Origin of the sequence: Nonomuraea basaltis, from assembly GCF_005893125.1 — a bacterium.
GTDB classification, from domain to species: Bacteria; Actinomycetota; Actinomycetes; order Streptosporangiales; family Streptosporangiaceae; genus Nonomuraea; species Nonomuraea basaltis.
In genome coordinates this window covers 15,977-31,749 of record NZ_VCJS01000150.1, presented here as the reverse complement: position 1 = coordinate 31,749, position 15,773 = coordinate 15,977, and the positions used below count along the sequence as shown (strand labels likewise).

Annotated in this window: 21 protein-coding genes; 9 read left to right on the top strand and 12 right to left on the bottom strand. The window is 68.0% G+C overall.

All coding sequences use genetic code 11. The annotated features are described in order from the left end of the window. Together EJK15_RS46465 and EJK15_RS71460 are read left to right on the top strand one after the other, a co-directional pair. Positions 1-811 (top strand): amidohydrolase family protein (locus EJK15_RS46465; RefSeq protein WP_138716867.1); only part of this gene is annotated, 811 nt, incomplete at its 5' end. 110 nt (positions 812-921) lie between these two features. Further along, entirely contained in the window at positions 922-1,083 is a 162-nt protein-coding gene (locus EJK15_RS71460) for a hypothetical protein (RefSeq protein ID WP_171074928.1), read from the top strand. Positions 1,084-1,226: 143 nt separating this feature from the next. Here the strand turns inward: EJK15_RS71460 and EJK15_RS46460 are convergent, their stop codons facing one another. Both EJK15_RS46460 and EJK15_RS46455 read right to left on the bottom strand, forming a co-directional pair. Continuing rightward, positions 1,227-1,544 (bottom strand): hypothetical protein, encoded by a 318-nt coding sequence (locus EJK15_RS46460; protein WP_138716866.1) that lies wholly within the window; start codon positions 1,542-1,544, stop codon positions 1,227-1,229. 145 nt (positions 1,545-1,689) lie between these two features. Then, positions 1,690-2,145 carry an Lrp/AsnC family transcriptional regulator gene (locus EJK15_RS46455; protein WP_138716865.1) on the bottom strand — a complete coding sequence of 152 codons (456 nt, stop codon included), beginning with the start codon at positions 2,143-2,145 and terminating at the stop codon, positions 1,690-1,692. Positions 2,146-2,238: 93 nt separating this feature from the next. Here EJK15_RS46455 and EJK15_RS46450 point away from each other — a divergent pair, with 93 nt between their 5' ends. Both EJK15_RS46450 and EJK15_RS46445 read left to right on the top strand, forming a co-directional pair. Further along, complete coding sequence (locus EJK15_RS46450) at positions 2,239-2,712, top strand: rhodanese-like domain-containing protein (protein WP_138716864.1); 474 nt, start codon at positions 2,239-2,241, stop codon at positions 2,710-2,712. Between the two features lie 58 nt (positions 2,713-2,770). After that, positions 2,771-3,055 (top strand): LysR family transcriptional regulator, encoded by a 285-nt coding sequence (locus EJK15_RS46445; protein WP_138716863.1) that lies wholly within the window; start codon positions 2,771-2,773, stop codon positions 3,053-3,055. A gap of 62 nt (positions 3,056-3,117) precedes the next feature. Here EJK15_RS46445 and EJK15_RS46440 read toward each other — a convergent pair whose 3' ends face one another. Continuing rightward, positions 3,118-3,579, bottom strand: a complete 462-nt coding sequence (locus tag EJK15_RS46440) for a hypothetical protein (protein ID WP_138716862.1) — start codon at positions 3,577-3,579, stop codon at positions 3,118-3,120. 519 nt (positions 3,580-4,098) lie between these two features. Here EJK15_RS46440 and EJK15_RS46435 point away from each other — a divergent pair. Together EJK15_RS46435 and EJK15_RS46430 are read left to right on the top strand one after the other, a co-directional pair. Continuing rightward, positions 4,099-4,620, top strand: a complete 522-nt coding sequence (locus EJK15_RS46435) for an RICIN domain-containing protein (protein WP_171074927.1) — start codon at positions 4,099-4,101, stop codon at positions 4,618-4,620. 490 nt (positions 4,621-5,110) lie between these two features. Further along, positions 5,111-5,923, top strand: a complete 813-nt coding sequence (locus tag EJK15_RS46430; RefSeq protein ID WP_138716860.1) for a CPBP family intramembrane glutamic endopeptidase — start codon at positions 5,111-5,113, stop codon at positions 5,921-5,923. Here EJK15_RS46430 and EJK15_RS46425 read toward each other — a convergent pair. Beyond that, entirely contained in the window at positions 5,871-6,575 is a 705-nt protein-coding gene (locus EJK15_RS46425) for a response regulator (RefSeq protein WP_138716859.1), read from the bottom strand. The two genes, EJK15_RS46430 and EJK15_RS46425, sit on opposite strands and share 53 nt — an antisense overlap. Beyond that, positions 6,575-7,861, bottom strand: coding sequence for a sensor histidine kinase (locus EJK15_RS46420; RefSeq protein ID WP_138716858.1), 1,287 nt, complete (start codon positions 7,859-7,861; stop codon positions 6,575-6,577). The genes EJK15_RS46425 and EJK15_RS46420 overlap by 1 nt, the downstream gene beginning before the upstream one ends. Before the next feature lie 127 nt (positions 7,862-7,988). Between EJK15_RS46420 and EJK15_RS46415 the strand changes: the two genes are divergently transcribed. Together EJK15_RS46415 and EJK15_RS46410 are read left to right on the top strand one after the other, a co-directional pair. After that, positions 7,989-8,294 carry a DNA adenine methylase gene (locus EJK15_RS46415; protein WP_138716857.1) on the top strand — a complete coding sequence of 102 codons (306 nt, stop codon included), beginning with the start codon at positions 7,989-7,991 and terminating at the stop codon, positions 8,292-8,294. A gap of 197 nt (positions 8,295-8,491) precedes the next feature. Next, on the top strand, positions 8,492-9,037 hold the full coding sequence (locus EJK15_RS46410; protein WP_138716856.1) for a hypothetical protein: 546 nt from the start codon (positions 8,492-8,494) through the stop codon (positions 9,035-9,037). A 272-nt stretch (positions 9,038-9,309) separates the two neighbouring features. Here the strand turns inward: EJK15_RS46410 and EJK15_RS46405 are convergent, their stop codons facing one another. The 4 genes from EJK15_RS46405 to EJK15_RS46390 all read right to left on the bottom strand — a co-directional run bounded on the left by EJK15_RS46405 (position 9,310) and on the right by EJK15_RS46390 (position 12,499). Beyond that, positions 9,310-10,194, bottom strand: a complete 885-nt coding sequence (locus tag EJK15_RS46405; protein ID WP_138716855.1) for a hypothetical protein — start codon at positions 10,192-10,194, stop codon at positions 9,310-9,312. Between the two features lie 288 nt (positions 10,195-10,482). Further along, entirely contained in the window at positions 10,483-10,803 is a 321-nt protein-coding gene (locus tag EJK15_RS46400) for a hypothetical protein (protein WP_138716854.1), read from the bottom strand. Between the two features lie 57 nt (positions 10,804-10,860). Next, on the bottom strand, positions 10,861-12,045 hold the full coding sequence (locus EJK15_RS46395; protein ID WP_138716853.1) for an FAD-dependent monooxygenase: 1,185 nt from the start codon (positions 12,043-12,045) through the stop codon (positions 10,861-10,863). Positions 12,046-12,196: 151 nt separating this feature from the next. Then, the gene (locus EJK15_RS46390) at positions 12,197-12,499 is read right to left on the bottom strand and encodes a response regulator transcription factor (protein WP_171074926.1); all 303 of its coding nucleotides are present in this window, start codon (positions 12,497-12,499) and stop codon (positions 12,197-12,199) included. Here EJK15_RS46390 and EJK15_RS46385 point away from each other — a divergent pair. Then, the gene (locus EJK15_RS46385) at positions 12,485-13,180 is read left to right on the top strand and encodes a hypothetical protein (protein WP_171074925.1); all 696 of its coding nucleotides are present in this window, start codon (positions 12,485-12,487) and stop codon (positions 13,178-13,180) included. The genes EJK15_RS46390 and EJK15_RS46385 overlap by 15 nt on opposite strands. 87 nt (positions 13,181-13,267) lie before the next feature. Here EJK15_RS46385 and EJK15_RS46380 read toward each other — a convergent pair whose 3' ends face one another. From EJK15_RS46380 to EJK15_RS46370, 3 genes are all read right to left on the bottom strand, one after another. After that, positions 13,268-14,389, bottom strand: a complete 1,122-nt coding sequence (locus tag EJK15_RS46380) for a CU044_5270 family protein (RefSeq protein WP_138716850.1) — start codon at positions 14,387-14,389, stop codon at positions 13,268-13,270. Further along, complete coding sequence (locus EJK15_RS46375; RefSeq protein WP_138716849.1) at positions 14,386-15,006, bottom strand: RNA polymerase sigma factor; 621 nt, start codon at positions 15,004-15,006, stop codon at positions 14,386-14,388. Before EJK15_RS46375 ends, EJK15_RS46380 begins: the two co-directional genes overlap by 4 nt. Before the next feature lie 299 nt (positions 15,007-15,305). Continuing rightward, positions 15,306-15,713, bottom strand: coding sequence for a hypothetical protein (locus tag EJK15_RS46370; protein ID WP_138716848.1), 408 nt, complete (start codon positions 15,711-15,713; stop codon positions 15,306-15,308). Positions 15,714-15,773 lie beyond the last annotated feature (60 nt).

Here is a 15,773-nt window from a genome sequence, read left to right as displayed (position 1 = left end):
TAGAAGAACACCCTTCCCCACCCTCGTGACCCCGGACGAGGCGGATGCCTTCGTGGCCGGCCGGTTCGCGGAGGGCTCCGACTACCTCAAGATCCTCATGGACGACGGTTCCACGACCGGCCTTCCGACCCCGGCCATGGCGGGCGAGACGGCCGCCGCCCTGGTGGCGGCGGCCCATGACCGAGGCGGGATCGCCATCGCCCATGCCCTCACCGCCGGCACCGCCCGCCAAGCGGTCCAGGCGGGCGTGGACGTACTCGGACACGTCTTCGTGGATCGCCCGGACCCCTCGCTCGCCTCCGAACTGGGCGACACCGCGGTGGTGCCGACCCTGGCCGTGCTGGGCGAGCTGTTCGGTCCGGGAACGGGCGGCAAGGCACTGGCCGCGGACCCCAGGGTCTCGCCGCATCTGACCGAAGGCTCCCGCCGGATGCTCACCATGGGCCCGTTCCCGCTGGGGGAGGGCGCCCGGCACGACCTCGGCGCGGCCACGCGCACGGTGGCGGAACTGCGCGACGCGGGCGTCACCCTGCTCGCCGGCTCCGACGCCTCCAACGTCGGCACGGCTCACGGCGCGACCCTCCACCAGGAGCTCGCCCTGCTGGTCGCGGCCGGCCTCACTCCCCGCGAGGCCCTCACCGCCGCCACTGCGGCCCCCGCCGGCCGCTTCGGCCTGCACGATCGCGGCCGGATCGCGCCGGGCCTGCGCGCCGACCTCCTCCTGGTCGACGGCGACCCCACGGCGAACGTCGACGCCACGCTCGACATCGCCGGCGTGTGGCTGGCCGGCCGCCGGCTACCGGGCAGATGATCCGGGGGCATCTGCCGCGTGCTTGCGTCGGTTGGGGCACTCTTGCCTGAGCACGAAACCAAAATGGTACATTTGTTACGAAACACGGACGAACTACTTGGGAGGCGCCCGTGAGCAGGCTAGTGAGTCTGGCCGCGTCGGTCGACAGTAGGCCGACGCTCGAACAGGTTGATGAGATGTTGACCGAACTGCGGTTGATGCCCCGTGATCAGGCCGTCATCAGGCTGATCGATGATCTGCTGGAATACCGGACTGCGGCGGTTGCTGCCTGATCCTGAGTGGTGGTCCTGATGGCCGGCCGGCGACGACTGCCTCGCCCCGCGAGGGCTACCGTCCGATGCGCTGGCCAGGCGGGTGCTTCCGGTGTGAACCGGAGCGGCTCGCCTGACCAGCCCATCATCTCATCGGTTGTGCGCTAGCCCCCGAACGGGCGGCCCTGCTGGCCGCTCGGCTGGAAGCCCTGCTGCATGCCCTGCTGCTGGCCCATCGCGACGCCGAACGGCTGTCCCTGCTGGCCGCCACCGACGCCGACGAGTTCGAGCAGTCGCGTCTCGACGTACCGCTCGGTGTGGTGCGACTTGTCGGCGATCCGCTCAACGAGATCGCTGACGTTACGGGCGAAGTCGAGATCCGATGGGCTGACCTCGGCGAACTGGTCGAGAATCCGATACCTGATCTGCTGCCAGTTCTGCCGCAACTGCTGCTCGATCTGCTGGGCTTGCTGCTGCTCCATGAGGAGTCCTTTCTAAGTTGGAACCGCCGAGAACCTACCCTTCGTAGCCGGTCAATTACTCCTTGTTCTGCTAATGACCCTTTAGATCATTTAGAGGGTGCTCAACACCTGATGGCCGACCGTGTCAGCCGCCCGATGTGGGCGGCTATGAGGCTCTCGTGGTGATGGCGCGGTTCCGGAGAGGGCTGGAGTAGGCGACGCTGGTGGTGACGGAGCCCAGTCCGGCGATCCGGCCGGTTGTGCGTTCCAGGTCACGCATGGAGGTGGCGAGTACCTTCAGCACGAAGCAGTCTTCGCCGGTCACGTGGTGGGCCTCCACGATCTCGGGGGTGGTGGCGATCAGATCGTGGAACGGCCGGTAGTTGCTGGTCGGATAGCGGAGCCGGACGAAGGCCAGGATGCCGAGCCCGAGGCGGTCCGGGTCCACGACGGCGGAGTAGCCGCTGATCACGCCGCTTTCCTCCAGCCGCCGGACCCGTTCGGTGACGGCGCTGGCCGACATGGACACGGTCCGCGCCAACTCGGCATAGCTGGCGCGCCCGTCGCGTTGCAGGGCCTCCAGGATGCGCATATCGGTCTCATCGAGGGAAACATCGGCCATATCCGGTGTTTACCATGAAATCACCGACAAAAGTGGAAAAGTGCCGTTGGTCTTGGGTTCCGGCAGAGGGTTACGGTCCGTAGCGTCTTCGCCATGACCAACACCACCACAAGCCCGGCTTTGCGGGTTCCGCCCGCGGCTCCCGCCCAGGCCGCCGCGTTCTTCATCGCACGCCTCACCTTCCAGGCCGATGTCTCTGACGTCCACGCCTCGCTCCAGTCCGGCGATCCTGGCTTCGCCCTGGTCGACTCACGCGCGGCCGCCGCCTGGGAGCAAGGCCACGTGCCGGGCGCGCTGCACCTGCCCACCGCCGACATCCCGGCCCGCGCCGCGAGCATGCTCGACCCGGCGGTCCCTGTGATCATCTACTGCTGGGGGCCGGGCTGCGACGGCGCCACCCGCGCGGCCCTCGCTCTGGCCCAGCTCGGCTACCAGGTCAAGGAGATGATCGGGGGCATCGAGTACTGGATCCGCGAAGGCTTCCCGACCGAAACCGCAACCGGCACGGAGCAGCACGCGCCCGACCCGTTGACCGCCCCCATCGGCTCACTCACCTGCGCGTGCTGAACTGACGCCGGACGGTCAGGTACGCTACCGGGGGCATCTCCGGCCCTACGCAGCGGCGGTGCGGTTGTTCGAACGCGGACCGCGCAACCTGTGGCAGACTCCCGCCGCCGTCCAGATGGGACGGCATGCCGCCGCGATCCTGTCCCGGCTCGGTGAGGCCGAGGAGGACATCCGCGGATACGCGGCCGGCCGGCGGGGACGGCTCCGCGTCGCCGCGTTCGCGACGGTCGGCGCGCAGGTGCTGCCCAAGGCGCTGGCCCGACTCGTGTATGCCGTGGTAGAGGGTTTCGGCGACGCCCGCCTGGGCCGCGACGTGTACGACGCCATCCGGGGCAACCGGTGAGCCCGTGGGACGTCGTCAGCTTGATCTGGGCAGGCCCGCTGCACTTGGCTCTGCGTTGGGCGCTATTCCTGCCCGGCCTCGCCGTACAGGTACGTCCATGTGCCGCACTTCTTCGTGCTGGCGGTCTTCTTGTCCCAATAGCAGACCCGGGCCGAGACGCTGGACGGGATGTCCGGGCTCGAGGTGACGCGAGCAAAGGAGGTGAAGCCGTTCGGGCCGCACTTCATCGCCGAATGGATCTTCTCACCGTCGTAGAACGCGAAGTTGACCTGCAAGTAGGCGCACAGCCATGGCGGCGACTTCTTGTCGTACAGCCTGGCCTTGACGGTGAGCTCGTCGCCGTGCTCCTCATCCAGCTTCCAGTGGCCGACGGCCATGGCCCGCGCACCGTCGTAGGAACGGGAGTAGACCGGTCCCCAAGAGTCCTCATCGGCGGTGGACGCGGCAACGGGGGAGGCGATGCCTGCCACGACGGCCGCGGAGGCGGCGGCCAGGGAGAGCAGGAGGCGGACGGAACGGTGCATGGGCTTTCCTCTCGGGCGATCGGAACCAAGCCGTAGCCGGCCTGACAGAGGATGTCCAGGTTCGGACGCATCAGTCATACGGCCGCCGGATTGCGAATGGCTTGATTCCTCCGAAGCCGCACCGGGACAGCAACGTGCAAGTACATGTCCCCAGCGCCGGCTGGTCCTTCCCGTGGTCGAGATGGCTTTAGGTGCGGGGGGACGGGGACCGGACGGCGGTCGAGGGACTGGACCCACTTGACGGCCACGGCGGCCACCTGGATCAGCTCGGCGCGCAACCGCGCCGGATCGGTTTCCGCGAACGCACAGGCGAAGGGACACGTCAAGCCGGGCTTGCACCTCCATCGCCGGCCGCTGCCGCTCCGCGGTGGGTCGACGGCAGATGGGATGCCGTAGAGGACGATCCTTGATCAGGATGAAGATTCGCGGTCTGCCGCCATGTTGGAACGGCTTGGAACGCCTAGGTCTAGAAGCACACAAAAGAAGAGCGTGCAGCGAGTGATGGATCGTTCCATCGCCGTGAACGCCGATCACCATGAAGGGAATCTCATGCGAAAGCCACTCATCGCGCTGTTATTCACGACGGCGGTAACAGCCGGTATCGGGCTGACGGCGGCCCCGGCGCAGGCCGAAAGCGAGATCGTCAAGCTCGTGAGCGTCCAGAACGGCAAGTGCCTCCAGCCGAAGACCCTCGAAGAGGGAGATGTGATCGTTCAGCAGGCCTGCAACGGGACCCACGCTCAGCAATGGCTGGTCCAGTACCTCCCCCGCAACAAGATGCACCTGAAGAACAGGGCCAGCGGTTACTGCCTCGAGGTCCGCGATGGCGCCTTCAACGGAGCCCGCGTCGATCAGTGGGGGTGCGGCAACATCAGCAACGAGAACTGGACCTTCGGCATCGGCAACAACCTCCTGGGGTCGGGAATCTCCGGCACCTGGAGCCACTGCATCGCCACACCGGGGTCGCAGAACGGCCTGGCGGTGGAGCTGCGGTTCTGCAACGGCAACTCCTCGCAGCTCTGGAGACGCCCCGCAGGCTGATATCACCGCCGCGCACGGTGAATACGGCCGGTCTTGATGATCTGGCGGCGCTCACCCCGGCAGGTCACAAAGCCGCAGGTCAGCGTTAGATGCGGAAGGGTCCTCGGCCTGTGGGCCAACTTTGCCGTGGCCGCCGATGAGGTGGTCGCGACGCGGCGCCGCTCCTCAACTCGCCGACGCTGACGGACTATCCGTGCCTTTCCACAAGGGGGTGCTCCAGGGTCCCGGCAAAGTAGCGCTGATGGCCGCGATGTCCAGTTCAGGGCCTGAGGGCGGCGCGCGGTCTCGTACTGCGACAGCACGTGTACGACGGGATGGCCGCGGCTCGTTCCGCCGCACCGAGTTGGTGCCGGCGACCTCATCTCCTTGAGACGGTGGTGCTAGTCCCATGAGGGGAAGGCCGGGCCGAAATTCGGACCGTTGGTGGATGGCAGCGGCGGCGCGTTCTTGAACACTGAGCCAGGCCAACTCCCCCAAGGAAGGTCTGTCCGTGTTCGAGCGGCTCTCCGATCGCGCTACGTCGATCGTTTTCATCGTCCTTGTGCTCACGATCTCGCTGGGCACCGCCAACATCGCCGGTGGGCTCGTCCTCGCCTTATCGCCCCTACTCGTCGTGATGGCGATGCTGCTCGTCGTCACGCGAGAGGGATACTCCAGAGACGGATGGCGCCGGCTCGGCACAGGGCGGCTCGGCCTGCGAACCTGGCCGCTCGCGGTCGCCACCACCGCCGGCCTCTGCCTGCTCGCCACCGCGGGCGCCGTCGCGCTCGGCTTCGGCCGATTCTCCGCGCCGCACGGCGACTGGGTGCAGTCGATGATCGCTGTGTCTATCACCGGGCCGATCCTGTCGTTCGCCGAAGAGATCGGATGGCGGGGCTACCTGCAGCCACGGCTCGCGTTCCTGGGCGAGCGCTCGGCGATGCTCGTCATCGGGCTTGTCTGGATCGCCTGGCACCTGCCGTACATCCTGTTCACGCCGTACTACCACACCGAAGGGAACCGCAGCCTGGTGCTCTTGCTGTTCAGTGGCTCGGTGATCGCGTTCTCGTTCCTCTTCGGGTACCTGCGCGTCATGTCCGGCAGCGTGTGGCCGGTCGTGCTGGCGCACTTCGCCCACAACGCCACCTTCGCCCTACTGCTGGAGCACGCGATTTCGACTGAGCAGCCCGTAGTGGTGCGCGAGTACCTGGCCGGTGACACCGGGCTGTTCGTGCTCGTCGGCACAACGGCCTGCGCCCTCGCGATCGGCATCAGCCGGTCCGCCGCGAGTCGCCGGTCAGCCCCTGCGTCTGCGCGAGGATGACCGCCTGCACACGATCGCGCAGCTCGAGCTTGCGCAGTACCGAGCCAAGATGCGTCTTGACGGTCGACTCCGCCAACTGCAGCCGCGCGGCGATCTCCGCGTTGGTGAGTCCCAGGCCGACCAAGGCGAGGATCTCGCGTTCGCGGGAGGTGAGACGCCCCAGCCTGGACGCGACGGCGGGCGGGTGCTCGGCGGAATTGGTCGCCGGCGGCGCGAGGACGAACGAGTCGATCAAGCGACGTACGAGCCTCGGCGCGACCGGCGCCTCCCCGGCGGCGGCTGCCCGGATCGCCGTCAGCAGTTCCGCCGCGCCCGCGTCCTTGAGCAGGAACCCAGCCGCTCCAGCTCGAAGAGCCGCGACGAGAAGCTCGTCGTCGTCGAACGTCGTCAGCATGACGACGCGTGGCGGGTCGGGTGTGGCCAGCAGCCGCCGGGTGGTTTCCACGCCATCGATACCCGGCATGCGAATGTCCATCAAGACGACGTCCGCACGGTGCTCGGGCCGCCGCAGGGCGTCGAGGGCCGTCTGCCCGTCGGCGGCCGATCCGACGACCCGCAGATCCGGGGTGGCATCGAGGATCATCGCGAACCCGGTCCGCACCAGCTCCTGGTCGTCCACCAGGAAGACACGGATGAGGCGATCGGGACGCATCACTCGCCGCTCGACGGGGTGGCAAGGCCCGCGGGTCGCGCGGAAGGCGACAGAACGGCTACGGGGATCGCGGCATCGACTACGAATCCGCCGTCACGGTGTGGGCCTGCCTCCAGCACTCCGCCGAGGGCGCGCAAACGCTCCCGCATTCCGTCGAGGCCATAGCCGGCAGGTTCGGACATGTGGTCCGCGATCGTGTCGGCACGACGGACACCGACGCCGTCGTCCTCGACTCGAGCCATGATCCCTTCCTGCGTCCTCGCGACGATCACGTGCGCTGTGGCGTGCGGGCCAGCGTGCTTCAACACGTTCGTCAGTGACTCCCGGACGACCCGGAGTACGGCAAACCGTATCGCGGTGGGTACATCGTCGAGCACGGCCGGCTCGGCGTCGACGTCCACAGCGAGTCCCGCCGCCCGTACCGAGTCCACGAACTGCCGCAACTCGGCGACCCCCAGCCCGGCCCCACTCAGATCGTCCGGCCCGTCGCCGTCGGCGTCGGCGTCGGCGTCGGCGTCGCGGAGTACCTCGATGACGCCACGCACGTCGGTAAGGGCCGATCGCGCGGTACGCCCGATCGTGGCGAAGACCCTTCCCGCGTCCGCGCGATCCCAGGGCTGCGCGTGCTCGGCGGCGTACTCAGCGCCGTCAGCCTGCACGATCACGACGGTGAGGGAGTGGGCCACGATATCGTGAATCTCCCGTGCCGCGACAACACGTTTCTGCTGCGCGACGAACCGCTCGCGCTGCAACCGGCTCTCCTCGAGTCGGGCACTCGCCTCACGCAGTGCGCTCATGTTGGCCTGACGACCGCGGACGAGATTACCGATGACCCAGACCAGCACGAACAGGATCCCCAGGAACACAGCGTTCTTGAGCACGTTTGTCAGGTATTCAGGCGGGACGCTCCATCGGAAGCCGGCGAGCACGCTGCCGGCGAGCGCGGCACCGAGGGCGAGCAGGCGGATCGGCAGAGACGCGACGTGTGCGGCAACGGTATAGACGACGATCGCCTGCGCGACGTTGGCCGGCAACGGAATCGGCACCACCATGAGCTGGACAGCGAAAACCGCGGTCGACCAGGCGAGGACCGCGGTCGGGAAGCGTCGCCGTACGGCGAGAGGGAGGATGGCCGCGGTGGCGACGAGAAAGGCGGGCAGCCCCGCAAGAGCACTCAACAGGCCGAGAACCAGCCACATCAAGCCGGCCAGTGTCAGATCCAGCATCCTGGGGTGCTCGCGTGACCACTGGTCGATGCGGGCGGCGAGGAAAGTCCGCTGTTTCACGTGTCTCTCGATCTTCCGTGACCGTTTAGCCGAACCGGAAGCCCCAGGATAGAGCGGCCCCTGCCAGCTGATTCAGCCGAAAGTATGATCTCCGGTCAACTAACTTTGCCGGGGCCCCGGGTGCTCTGTGGCGCTGCGCCCTCCGTTCCAGTACTACGGCGCCACGGGAAAGCTCGCGCCCATCCTCGCCTCGCTGCTGCCCAAGCACGAGGTGTACTACGAGCCGTTCGCCCGATCCGCGGCCGTCTTCTTCGCCAAGGACCCCGCGGAGATCGAGACGATCAACGACATCGACGGCGACTTGATCGCCTTCATGCGGGCCCTGCGCGACCAGCCCCGAGCGTTGCAACGCGCCATCCAACTCACGCCGTACGCCCGCGCCGAACACGCCGCGGCGAAGCTCGGCGACACCACCGCCACCTGCTGGAACTAAATACCAGCGGACATCACACCAACTCGGCGTCCATCGGTATCGAAGCCGAGAAGCCGGACCGTGAAGGGGAACCAGTGGCAGACAGGCATCTGAGCCCGGAGGACCTTGCGGGGCGCATGGGAGCACCGGTCATGACCGTCAATCGGCCCCGCGACCGCCACGGTCGCGGGGCCCCGTCGTTCAGGAGGAGAACACTGATGGGGAAGATCGAGATCAAGGCCAAGGGCCTGGGCATCGTCGTCCACCGCGACGGCCGGCCGATCGGCCGCGTCTGGTGGAGCACCGCCCGCGAGCGGTACATCGCCGGGGCGATGAGCGGCACCCCGATCGGGGAGCACCCGCTGCGGACCACGGCCATCGACATGGTCGCCGAGAACGCCGCCGTCACCGAGATCACCGACGAGATCGCTCAGCAGGTCGCCGACGCGATCGGCAAGCACTTCGTCGGCGACCGCGACTACTGGCCGCAGATGGACGCCGACTGGGACGGCGGCGACGGCCGCGTCATCGTCTGGATGCACGGGCTGCCCGACTGGGCGTACCTGGTCCGCTATGGCGGGATGTCGGACTACGACTGCCCCGATGAGTACGCACGGTGCCGCTGCCGTCGGGCGTGTGGGTCGAGCCGGTCAACCCGCAGGTCCTGCGCATCCTGCCCAACTGAAACACCAGCGGCCGGGCCTAACGAGAGGGCCAGGCCGCCCCTGACCTGTCACCACAACCCCAGGAGGGGACCTCGATGATCACTGCCACCTACCTCCACGGTGTCACCCGGACCGTGCAGCTCGTCGCCCCGCACGACGACGCCTGCTTCTAGGGGCCTGGCGTAGGGACGTCCGGGACCGTCCCTACAAGCCCGGACGGCCTGCCCAGCACCACCACCAGCCCCGTATGGCCGTGCCGGGGCTGGTGGTGTCCGGGGCTTGGGAGTCCAGCCGCCAGCCGTCCTTGAATGGGAGCCGCACAGCGTGGTGGCGGGCCTGGTTACGGCTTGAGAACGACGAAGTGCACCGCTCTAGGCGTTGGCGCAGATCACGTACGCGCGGACGAACCAGTCTCTGCTGTTGCCGTCCCAGTCTTCAACCGCGGTGGTCACGACGGTGTCGCTCCCCGGGATGAGCTTCTCGATGCCGGTCTCGCCGCCGCCGTCCATGATGTCGAACCCGCTGCCCAGGGCTTGCTTGCCGGGACAGTGGGCGTAGGTGCTGTCGTTGTCGTCCGAGGTGATCGGGCCGTCACCGTCACGGGAGACGATCTCCAGCCCGGCCGGCCGGTTCTCGGCACAGATCGCGTACGCCCGGATCTTCCAATTGGCGTCGTCAAGTCCCCGGTCGTCCTCGATCGCCCCGACCGCGACGCTGTCTGCCGACGGGATCATCTCGTCGATAACCACTTCCCCCCGGGCCCCGTCAAGCTTGGCCCCGCTGCCGAGCACGTCGTAGCCGTCGGGGCAGGGAGCGGTTACCTCCTTGCTGTCGTCAGGGTTGGAGTCGCTCTCTCTGGAACTGATCACCGTGGACCCGCGCGGGTTGCCGCAGAAGGCCCACACCCGGAGCCGCCAGTCATCCCCGGTCCCGGTGTTGTACCGAGAGCCGTACTCGTAGGCGTAGGCGTTGACCGAGTACGTGGTCGGCACCACCTGATCGATGACGACCTTGCCGCGCGCGCCGTCGAGGTCGGCCCCCACGCCCAGGACCCGTTTCCCCTCCGGGCAGGTGACGTCGATGCCCTTGTCGTCGGAGTCGTAGCCGGTGGACTGCTCGACGAACTCCAGGTCGGGAACGTCGGCCGAGGACGGGTTCGCCAGCACCGTCATGCCGGCCGCGGCCAGCATCACGAGGAGAGTCACGAGGATGGCCCGCTTGCGCACGGTGAAGATGTTCGCTGTTGAGGTGTTCAAGGAAACCCTTCTCAAGGGTTGGGGGCGCGGGTGTCTCCCCACTCTGGGAGGAGCACGTCCCTGACTCCCATCACCGTCGGCCCGAGCCTCGCGCTGCTCCACGCCTATTTACCTGCTGGCCCGGTAATCCCGCGCACAGCGCACCACGTCGGGGTGTGCTGGAACGACGTCTAGCCCTGCAAATGCTGATGGCCGGGCCCGCCACAGGCCCGGCCATCCACCAATCACCACAGAAAGCCCGGCCCTCGTCGCCACAACGAGGACCCAGTGCTTCCCAGCGTAACGCACTCATCCGGCCCATCTGGGCCGACCTGCATCGGAGGAATCGTGAAGTACGTCCCTGTCGGCGACCGCGGCTACCGCTTGGAGCTCCTCGGCCACGACTGGTTCGAGCCCGTCATCACCGACGACCTCAACCGGGTGGTCAACGCCAGGCGCGCGGCTCGTCTCGCGGAGCTGCCGCTCCAGGTCGAGCAGCTGCCCGCCTGCAACTGGTGCCGTGCCCGGCCCCGCGTGGTCGAGCAGGACTGCGACGGGGCGTACGTGACCGCGACGTGCGACGCGCAGCAGTGTGTCGAGGCCCGGCGACTGGCTCAGGAGGGGCGTCATCGCCTATCCGTCGTACCACCGCGGCCACCAGTCGCTGCCCAGGTCCACGTGATCGGCTCATCCGGGTGTTCCGCGGGATGCGATCTTCGACCAGAGCCACGCGGCGTGCTTGAGCGCCTGGTTGAACCGGTAGTACAGCCGGGGCGGCACGTACGGGAGTAGCGCCGAGTGCCGCTGGGCGAGCAGGGCGAGCAGCTGTTCCGATGGGAGGTTGGCGTAGCGCGGGAGGCTCTCGTACCAGCGGGCGCTGTTGCGGGCCGCTTTCTGCATGGGCCGGATCTCGGCCTGGCGCTCCCGCTCGTAGAACTCGAGTGCGGGCTCGAGCTGCGGCTTGGCGTGCAGCGCGTAGACGAGGCAGGCAGCGTCCCCGAACGCGAGTGCGGTGCCCGCGCCAACGGAGTAGTGGGTGGTGTGCGCGGCGTCCCCGATCAGGACGAGGTTGCCGTAGTGCCACCTCTCGTTGGTCAGCGTGCGGAAGTTCAGCCAGCGGGCGCTCTCGCCGGCGTTGTCCTGGCCGATCAGCGGGTGGCCGTCCAGGATGTCGGCGAAGAGCTTTTCCAGGAGGGCCAGGCTGTCGGCCTCGTTCGCCTGGTCGAACCCGAGCGCCGCCCAAGTCTCGGGTAGGCACTCGATGATGCAGGTGCTGTGCTCATTGCTGTATCGGTAGCCGTAAAACCAGATCCAGCCGTGCGGGGTTTCGATGAAGGCGAAGATGAAGGAGTCGAACACCTTGGTGGTGCCGAGCCAGAGGTAAGCGTTGCGGCCGACCGCGACTTCCGTGCCGAGGTGGCCGGCGTGGCGCTGGCGCAGCGCGCTGTTGATGCCGTCGCCGGCGACGATCAGGTCCGCGCCGGTCAGTTCCTCCTCGCTGGTGATCTCGCGTTCGTACTCGATGCGGACGCCGAGGGAGCGGGCGCGGTCGGCGAGGATGGCGAGCAGCCGGCTCCGGCTGATGCCGAAGCCCACGTCCCAGCTCTCCACCAGGCACGGCGGGCGGTAGCCGTGGACGCGCGCCACCCAGGTGTCCCAGCGGACCGAGTCGTCGCCGATGGCACGGGCGGACTCGGGGTCGGCGGAGTGGAGATTGTTGTAGAGATCGTCCCAGTAGGTCACTCCCCAGCCGTACGTCGAGCCTTCCGGGTATCGCTCGTAGACGGTGATGTCGTGGGACGGGTCCGCTCGTTTCATCAGGACCGCGAAATACAGGCTGGCGGGGCCGCCGCCGACGCAGTCAACCTTCACACCAGCCCCCTATGACACGCATTGCAATCAATCCCTTACATAAAGTAGCAGGCAGGTGTGGTAGCGCCGATAACGCCATGCCTGCATCCGATTGATGCGGAAGGCTTCCAGGACGGCGGTGGCGGCAATTCCGGCCGGGCGGAACGCTGCTTCAACCCGGAGGGCGGAGACCGGCGTCGCGCAGGAACGCCAGCACCGCCGCGACCCGCCGGTGGATGGCCTGCTCGCCGCTCAATCCCAGCTTGGTGAAGATCGCGTTTACGTGTTTCTCCACTGAGGACTCCGATAGCGCCAGGTGAGCGGCGATGCCAGCACCGCCCCGGCCCTGGGCCATCTCCCGCAAGACGTCGAGTTCGCGCGTAGTGAGCTTCGCCAGCGGTGACTCCCGGAGCCGGGCGCGCCGGGTGACCAGCGCTTCGACGACCTTGGGGTCGACAGCGTGCCAGGCCGGCACGGTGACATCCCGGTCGTCGGGCTCGACCTGGAGGCCACGACGTTCGGCCTCGCCTTCAAGATCAGCTCGGTCACCCCTGCGGGGGCGGACGGCGGCTATGAGCAGATGGAGCGCAACCTGGAGGCGCTGAGCGCGCTTCTGGGGGTGCGGCATCGGCTGATGAAGCTCCGGTACCAGGCAGGCAGCATCGTCCGCGTCGCCGACGTGACGATCACCGCGAACTCCGACCCGGAGGTCAACACCGGGGCCGCGACCGCCCGCATCACAGCGGTCGTCGAGGTGCCCGGTGCGCTGTGGCGGGACGAGACCGAATCCAACTGGACGGGCGCACCCAACCAGCTCGCCCAGGCGGTGACCACGCTCGCGGGCTCGACCGGGCCCATCGTGGACGCGCTGCTGCGCTTCACCGGCCCGGCCGTGCAGCCGTCCATCGGGGACGTGGCCACGGGCGGGTGGGTGCTGCGCCCGGGTGGTCTGCTGGCGGGGGAGCGGCTGCTGATCGACTGCGGCCGCATGCAGGCCGCGAAGGTGGCGACCGACACGTGGGACCTGGCTGCCGGGACGGACGTGACGGGGGAGATCGACGCGATCGGCACCGGCTCGCAGTTCCGGTGGCTGCACCTGACACCAGCCGTCGCGGTGGGCGATCCATTCTCCCGCGCGGTGCTGGTCTCGACGTAGACCAAACAGAAACGGCCCCGTGATCACAGAAGCGATCACGGGGCCTTTCCCATGCTAGGAGCTGTCGAGCCCGCGCAGTCCGCTGCTCTAGTCGGGAGGGGTGGGCTTGGCGTTGCTCCAGCCCGTGTCCAAGACCGCCCGGTAGCTCAGCGTCCTGCCGGGAACCTGCCACTTCTGGCTTTTGGGGCCTGGTTCAAGCTGGATGTCACGGCTGCCCAGGACCTTGCCGGTCTTCTGGTCGAAGAGCACCTCCCGCTGGATTTTCCCACGGCCATCGGCGCTGTCGAATGGGACCGCGAGGCCGACCGCCGACCGGCCGAGCGGATCCGTGACGGCGCCTAGCTGCCGCACGCCCGGATAATCGGTGATCAGGCGCATGAGACCGGCTCGCACCTTGGGCGGCACGGGCGTATCTACGAGGGCGAAGTAGACCCGGCCGAGCACCCCTGTGGGGCCGTTGCAGCGCCTCGGCGCTCCAGACCCGCCCGCTATGAACTTGACCGAGCCTTCGCACAGCAGCTTGCGCAGCTCTCCGGGGTCGGTAGGCAGCTCTTGGAGCTCCTGATAGGTGAACTGGCCGACGCCGCCGATGAGGAATGTGCCGCCGCCCTGGTCGTTCGGATGTTCCTCCTGCCAGGCACCAGACTTCGTCCTGACGGTCCTGCTCACGCCCGACGAGCCCACCGTCCAGCTCGAAGGGGAACCCGCCGCGCGCCAGGCATCGGCGTCGGCGCTGGTCTGGGGCTTACCCGCGAAGGAGCGGCCGTAGAAGGACTCGCCGTCGCCGCGGGCGCGCCCCGTCCATCTGAGGATCTCGCGGCGCTCCTCCACGACGTAGCCACCGGTCCTGCCGAGCGCGAGCGCCACGAAGGCGGAGCGCTGGTGGGTGTACCAGTAGCGGCCCTGCTGCTGCAGCTCCGCCTGAGAGGCGGCGGCCAGCATCATGTCGCGAGGCGACAGAGCGAGAGGGATGGCCTGCACGCCTGTCGGTGGTCGTGCGGGATCGTCGTGAGCGAGCGTCATACCCGCTGCCACGGCCGCGGCCGTGGCAGCGGCTACCAAGCCGAGCGGCATGCGCCACGTACGGCGAGAGCGTGGCCGTGCGGTGTCGTTCTGGCTCAACATCCGGGTACGGGCGGCCGTCACGGCCTCTGCGGAAGGCGGGGCCGGGTCGTCGTACAGCCCACGTACGAGATGCAGCTCGTTCATCGATGTGTCTCCTCCTCGTCAAACAGCGGGTTCGTTCCGCCCAGCGCCTTGCGTAGCTTCTTGCGAGCCCGGTTGAGCCGCGAGGACACCGTGCCGAAGGGCACGTCCAGAGCCTGCGCCACCTCGTCGTAGCTCAGCCCCGAAAGCGCCACCAGCAGCAGCACGTCACGCTGGTCCGCGGGCAGGGCGGCGATGGCCCTGGCCAGCGTGCCTTTGACGGCTTGCGCACTCACCTTCGCTGTCACCTCGTCCTCGTGACCTCGGGCCGAGTTCGCCTCCGGATGCAGCCGGTCCACGGCACGAAGGAGGCGCACCTCGTTGCGGCGGTGCCGGCTGATGAGGTTGGTCGCGATGCCGTAGAGCCAGGGGCGGGCGCTGCGGTGGCTCGTGTCGTAGCGGCGACGCTGACGGAAGGCGAGGGCGAACGTCTCAGCGGAGACGTCGTCGGCGGCGTGCGGACCGAGCCGGCGGGATACGTACCGGTGAATCTCCGCGTAGTGCGCGTCGAAGACGGCGCCGAAACGCTCGGGTTCGTCCCAGGACCGTTCGATCACCACGGCGTCGTCCTGCGACGGTGGGGCGTCGCCCGGGGGATCGGCCAAATAGGGCTCATTCATTCACAGGCCTTGAGGTCGGCGGGACATCGGTCACCTGTTGTTGTCCGCAGGCCGCTTTCGCCTTCCCCTGAATTTCGGCTCGCCGGCTGGGGAGCAGTCTCAGCGTGGCCCCGTCCCATAGGCCCGCAGCGCGTGGGTGCACCGTTGGAAGCACTCCGGCTATCTGGCCGGGTCCATCTCCGGGCCGTGTTTCGCGTTGAGGCATTCCGGTTGTTGATCAACCGACTCCCTTTCTGGGAGGGGCGGGGCTACGGCGGGGGACGTCCTTCGTGCATCCTGGGTACTGCCCCCGGCGCGAGTCAGGACAGCATTGGAGCGAGGTCGGCGGCCGCGTAGGTGATGATCTGGTCTGCGCCCGCCCGTTTCAGGAACGTGAACACCTCCAGTAGAAGGGTCAGCTCACCGTCCTGGGCGAGACGGGTGTACTCGCCGGACATGGAGAACGGCGCGAGCGGCGCGCTGGATCCCTGCCGGAGAAGCATGAGCACGTCAGCGCAGCACAGCGCGGGCTCCAGCAGGAGCATGTCCGCCCCTTCGGTGAGCCAAGCGTGACCGGTATCGACGGCAGCACGTGGGTTACACGGCTCGATCTGGAGGGGGCGCCGCCCGGAGGCCGGGGTCGCCTCCATCGTCGTGGAGGTGCGGGTGCCGATCCTGAGAGGGGTGTCGGAGAAGCGGGCGTTGAGGATGTCAGCGAGAGGGTTCATGTGATGATCTTCCTATTTGTCGACCGTGTTGGCGTGAGCTTAGAACTACGGTGTGTAGTC

Bases quoted from the DNA above. Each gene is read 5' to 3' on its own strand.
- EJK15_RS46375 (WP_138716849.1), bottom strand. From the start codon at position 15,006: ATGAATGAGCCCTATTTGGCCGATCCCCCGGGCGACGCCCCACCGTCG.
- EJK15_RS46425 (WP_138716859.1), bottom strand. From the start codon at position 6,575: ATGCGTCCCGATCGCCTCATCCGTGTCTTCCTGGTGGACGACCAGGAG.
- EJK15_RS46410 (WP_138716856.1), top strand. From the start codon at position 8,492: ATGGGGAAGATCGAGATCAAGGCCAAGGGCCTGGGCATCGTCGTCCAC.
- EJK15_RS46455 (WP_138716865.1), bottom strand. From the start codon at position 2,145: ATGGCCGATGTTTCCCTCGATGAGACCGATATGCGCATCCTGGAGGCC.
- EJK15_RS46380 (WP_138716850.1), bottom strand. From the start codon at position 14,389: ATGAACGAGCTGCATCTCGTACGTGGGCTGTACGACGACCCGGCCCCG.
- EJK15_RS46460 (WP_138716866.1), bottom strand. From the start codon at position 1,544: ATGGAGCAGCAGCAAGCCCAGCAGATCGAGCAGCAGTTGCGGCAGAAC.
- EJK15_RS46450 (WP_138716864.1), top strand. From the start codon at position 2,239: ATGACCAACACCACCACAAGCCCGGCTTTGCGGGTTCCGCCCGCGGCT.
- EJK15_RS46370 (WP_138716848.1), bottom strand. From the start codon at position 15,713: ATGAACCCTCTCGCTGACATCCTCAACGCCCGCTTCTCCGACACCCCT.
- EJK15_RS46400 (WP_138716854.1), bottom strand. From the start codon at position 10,803: ATGACGCCCCTCCTGAGCCAGTCGCCGGGCCTCGACACACTGCTGCGC.
- EJK15_RS46440 (WP_138716862.1), bottom strand. From the start codon at position 3,579: ATGCACCGTTCCGTCCGCCTCCTGCTCTCCCTGGCCGCCGCCTCCGCG.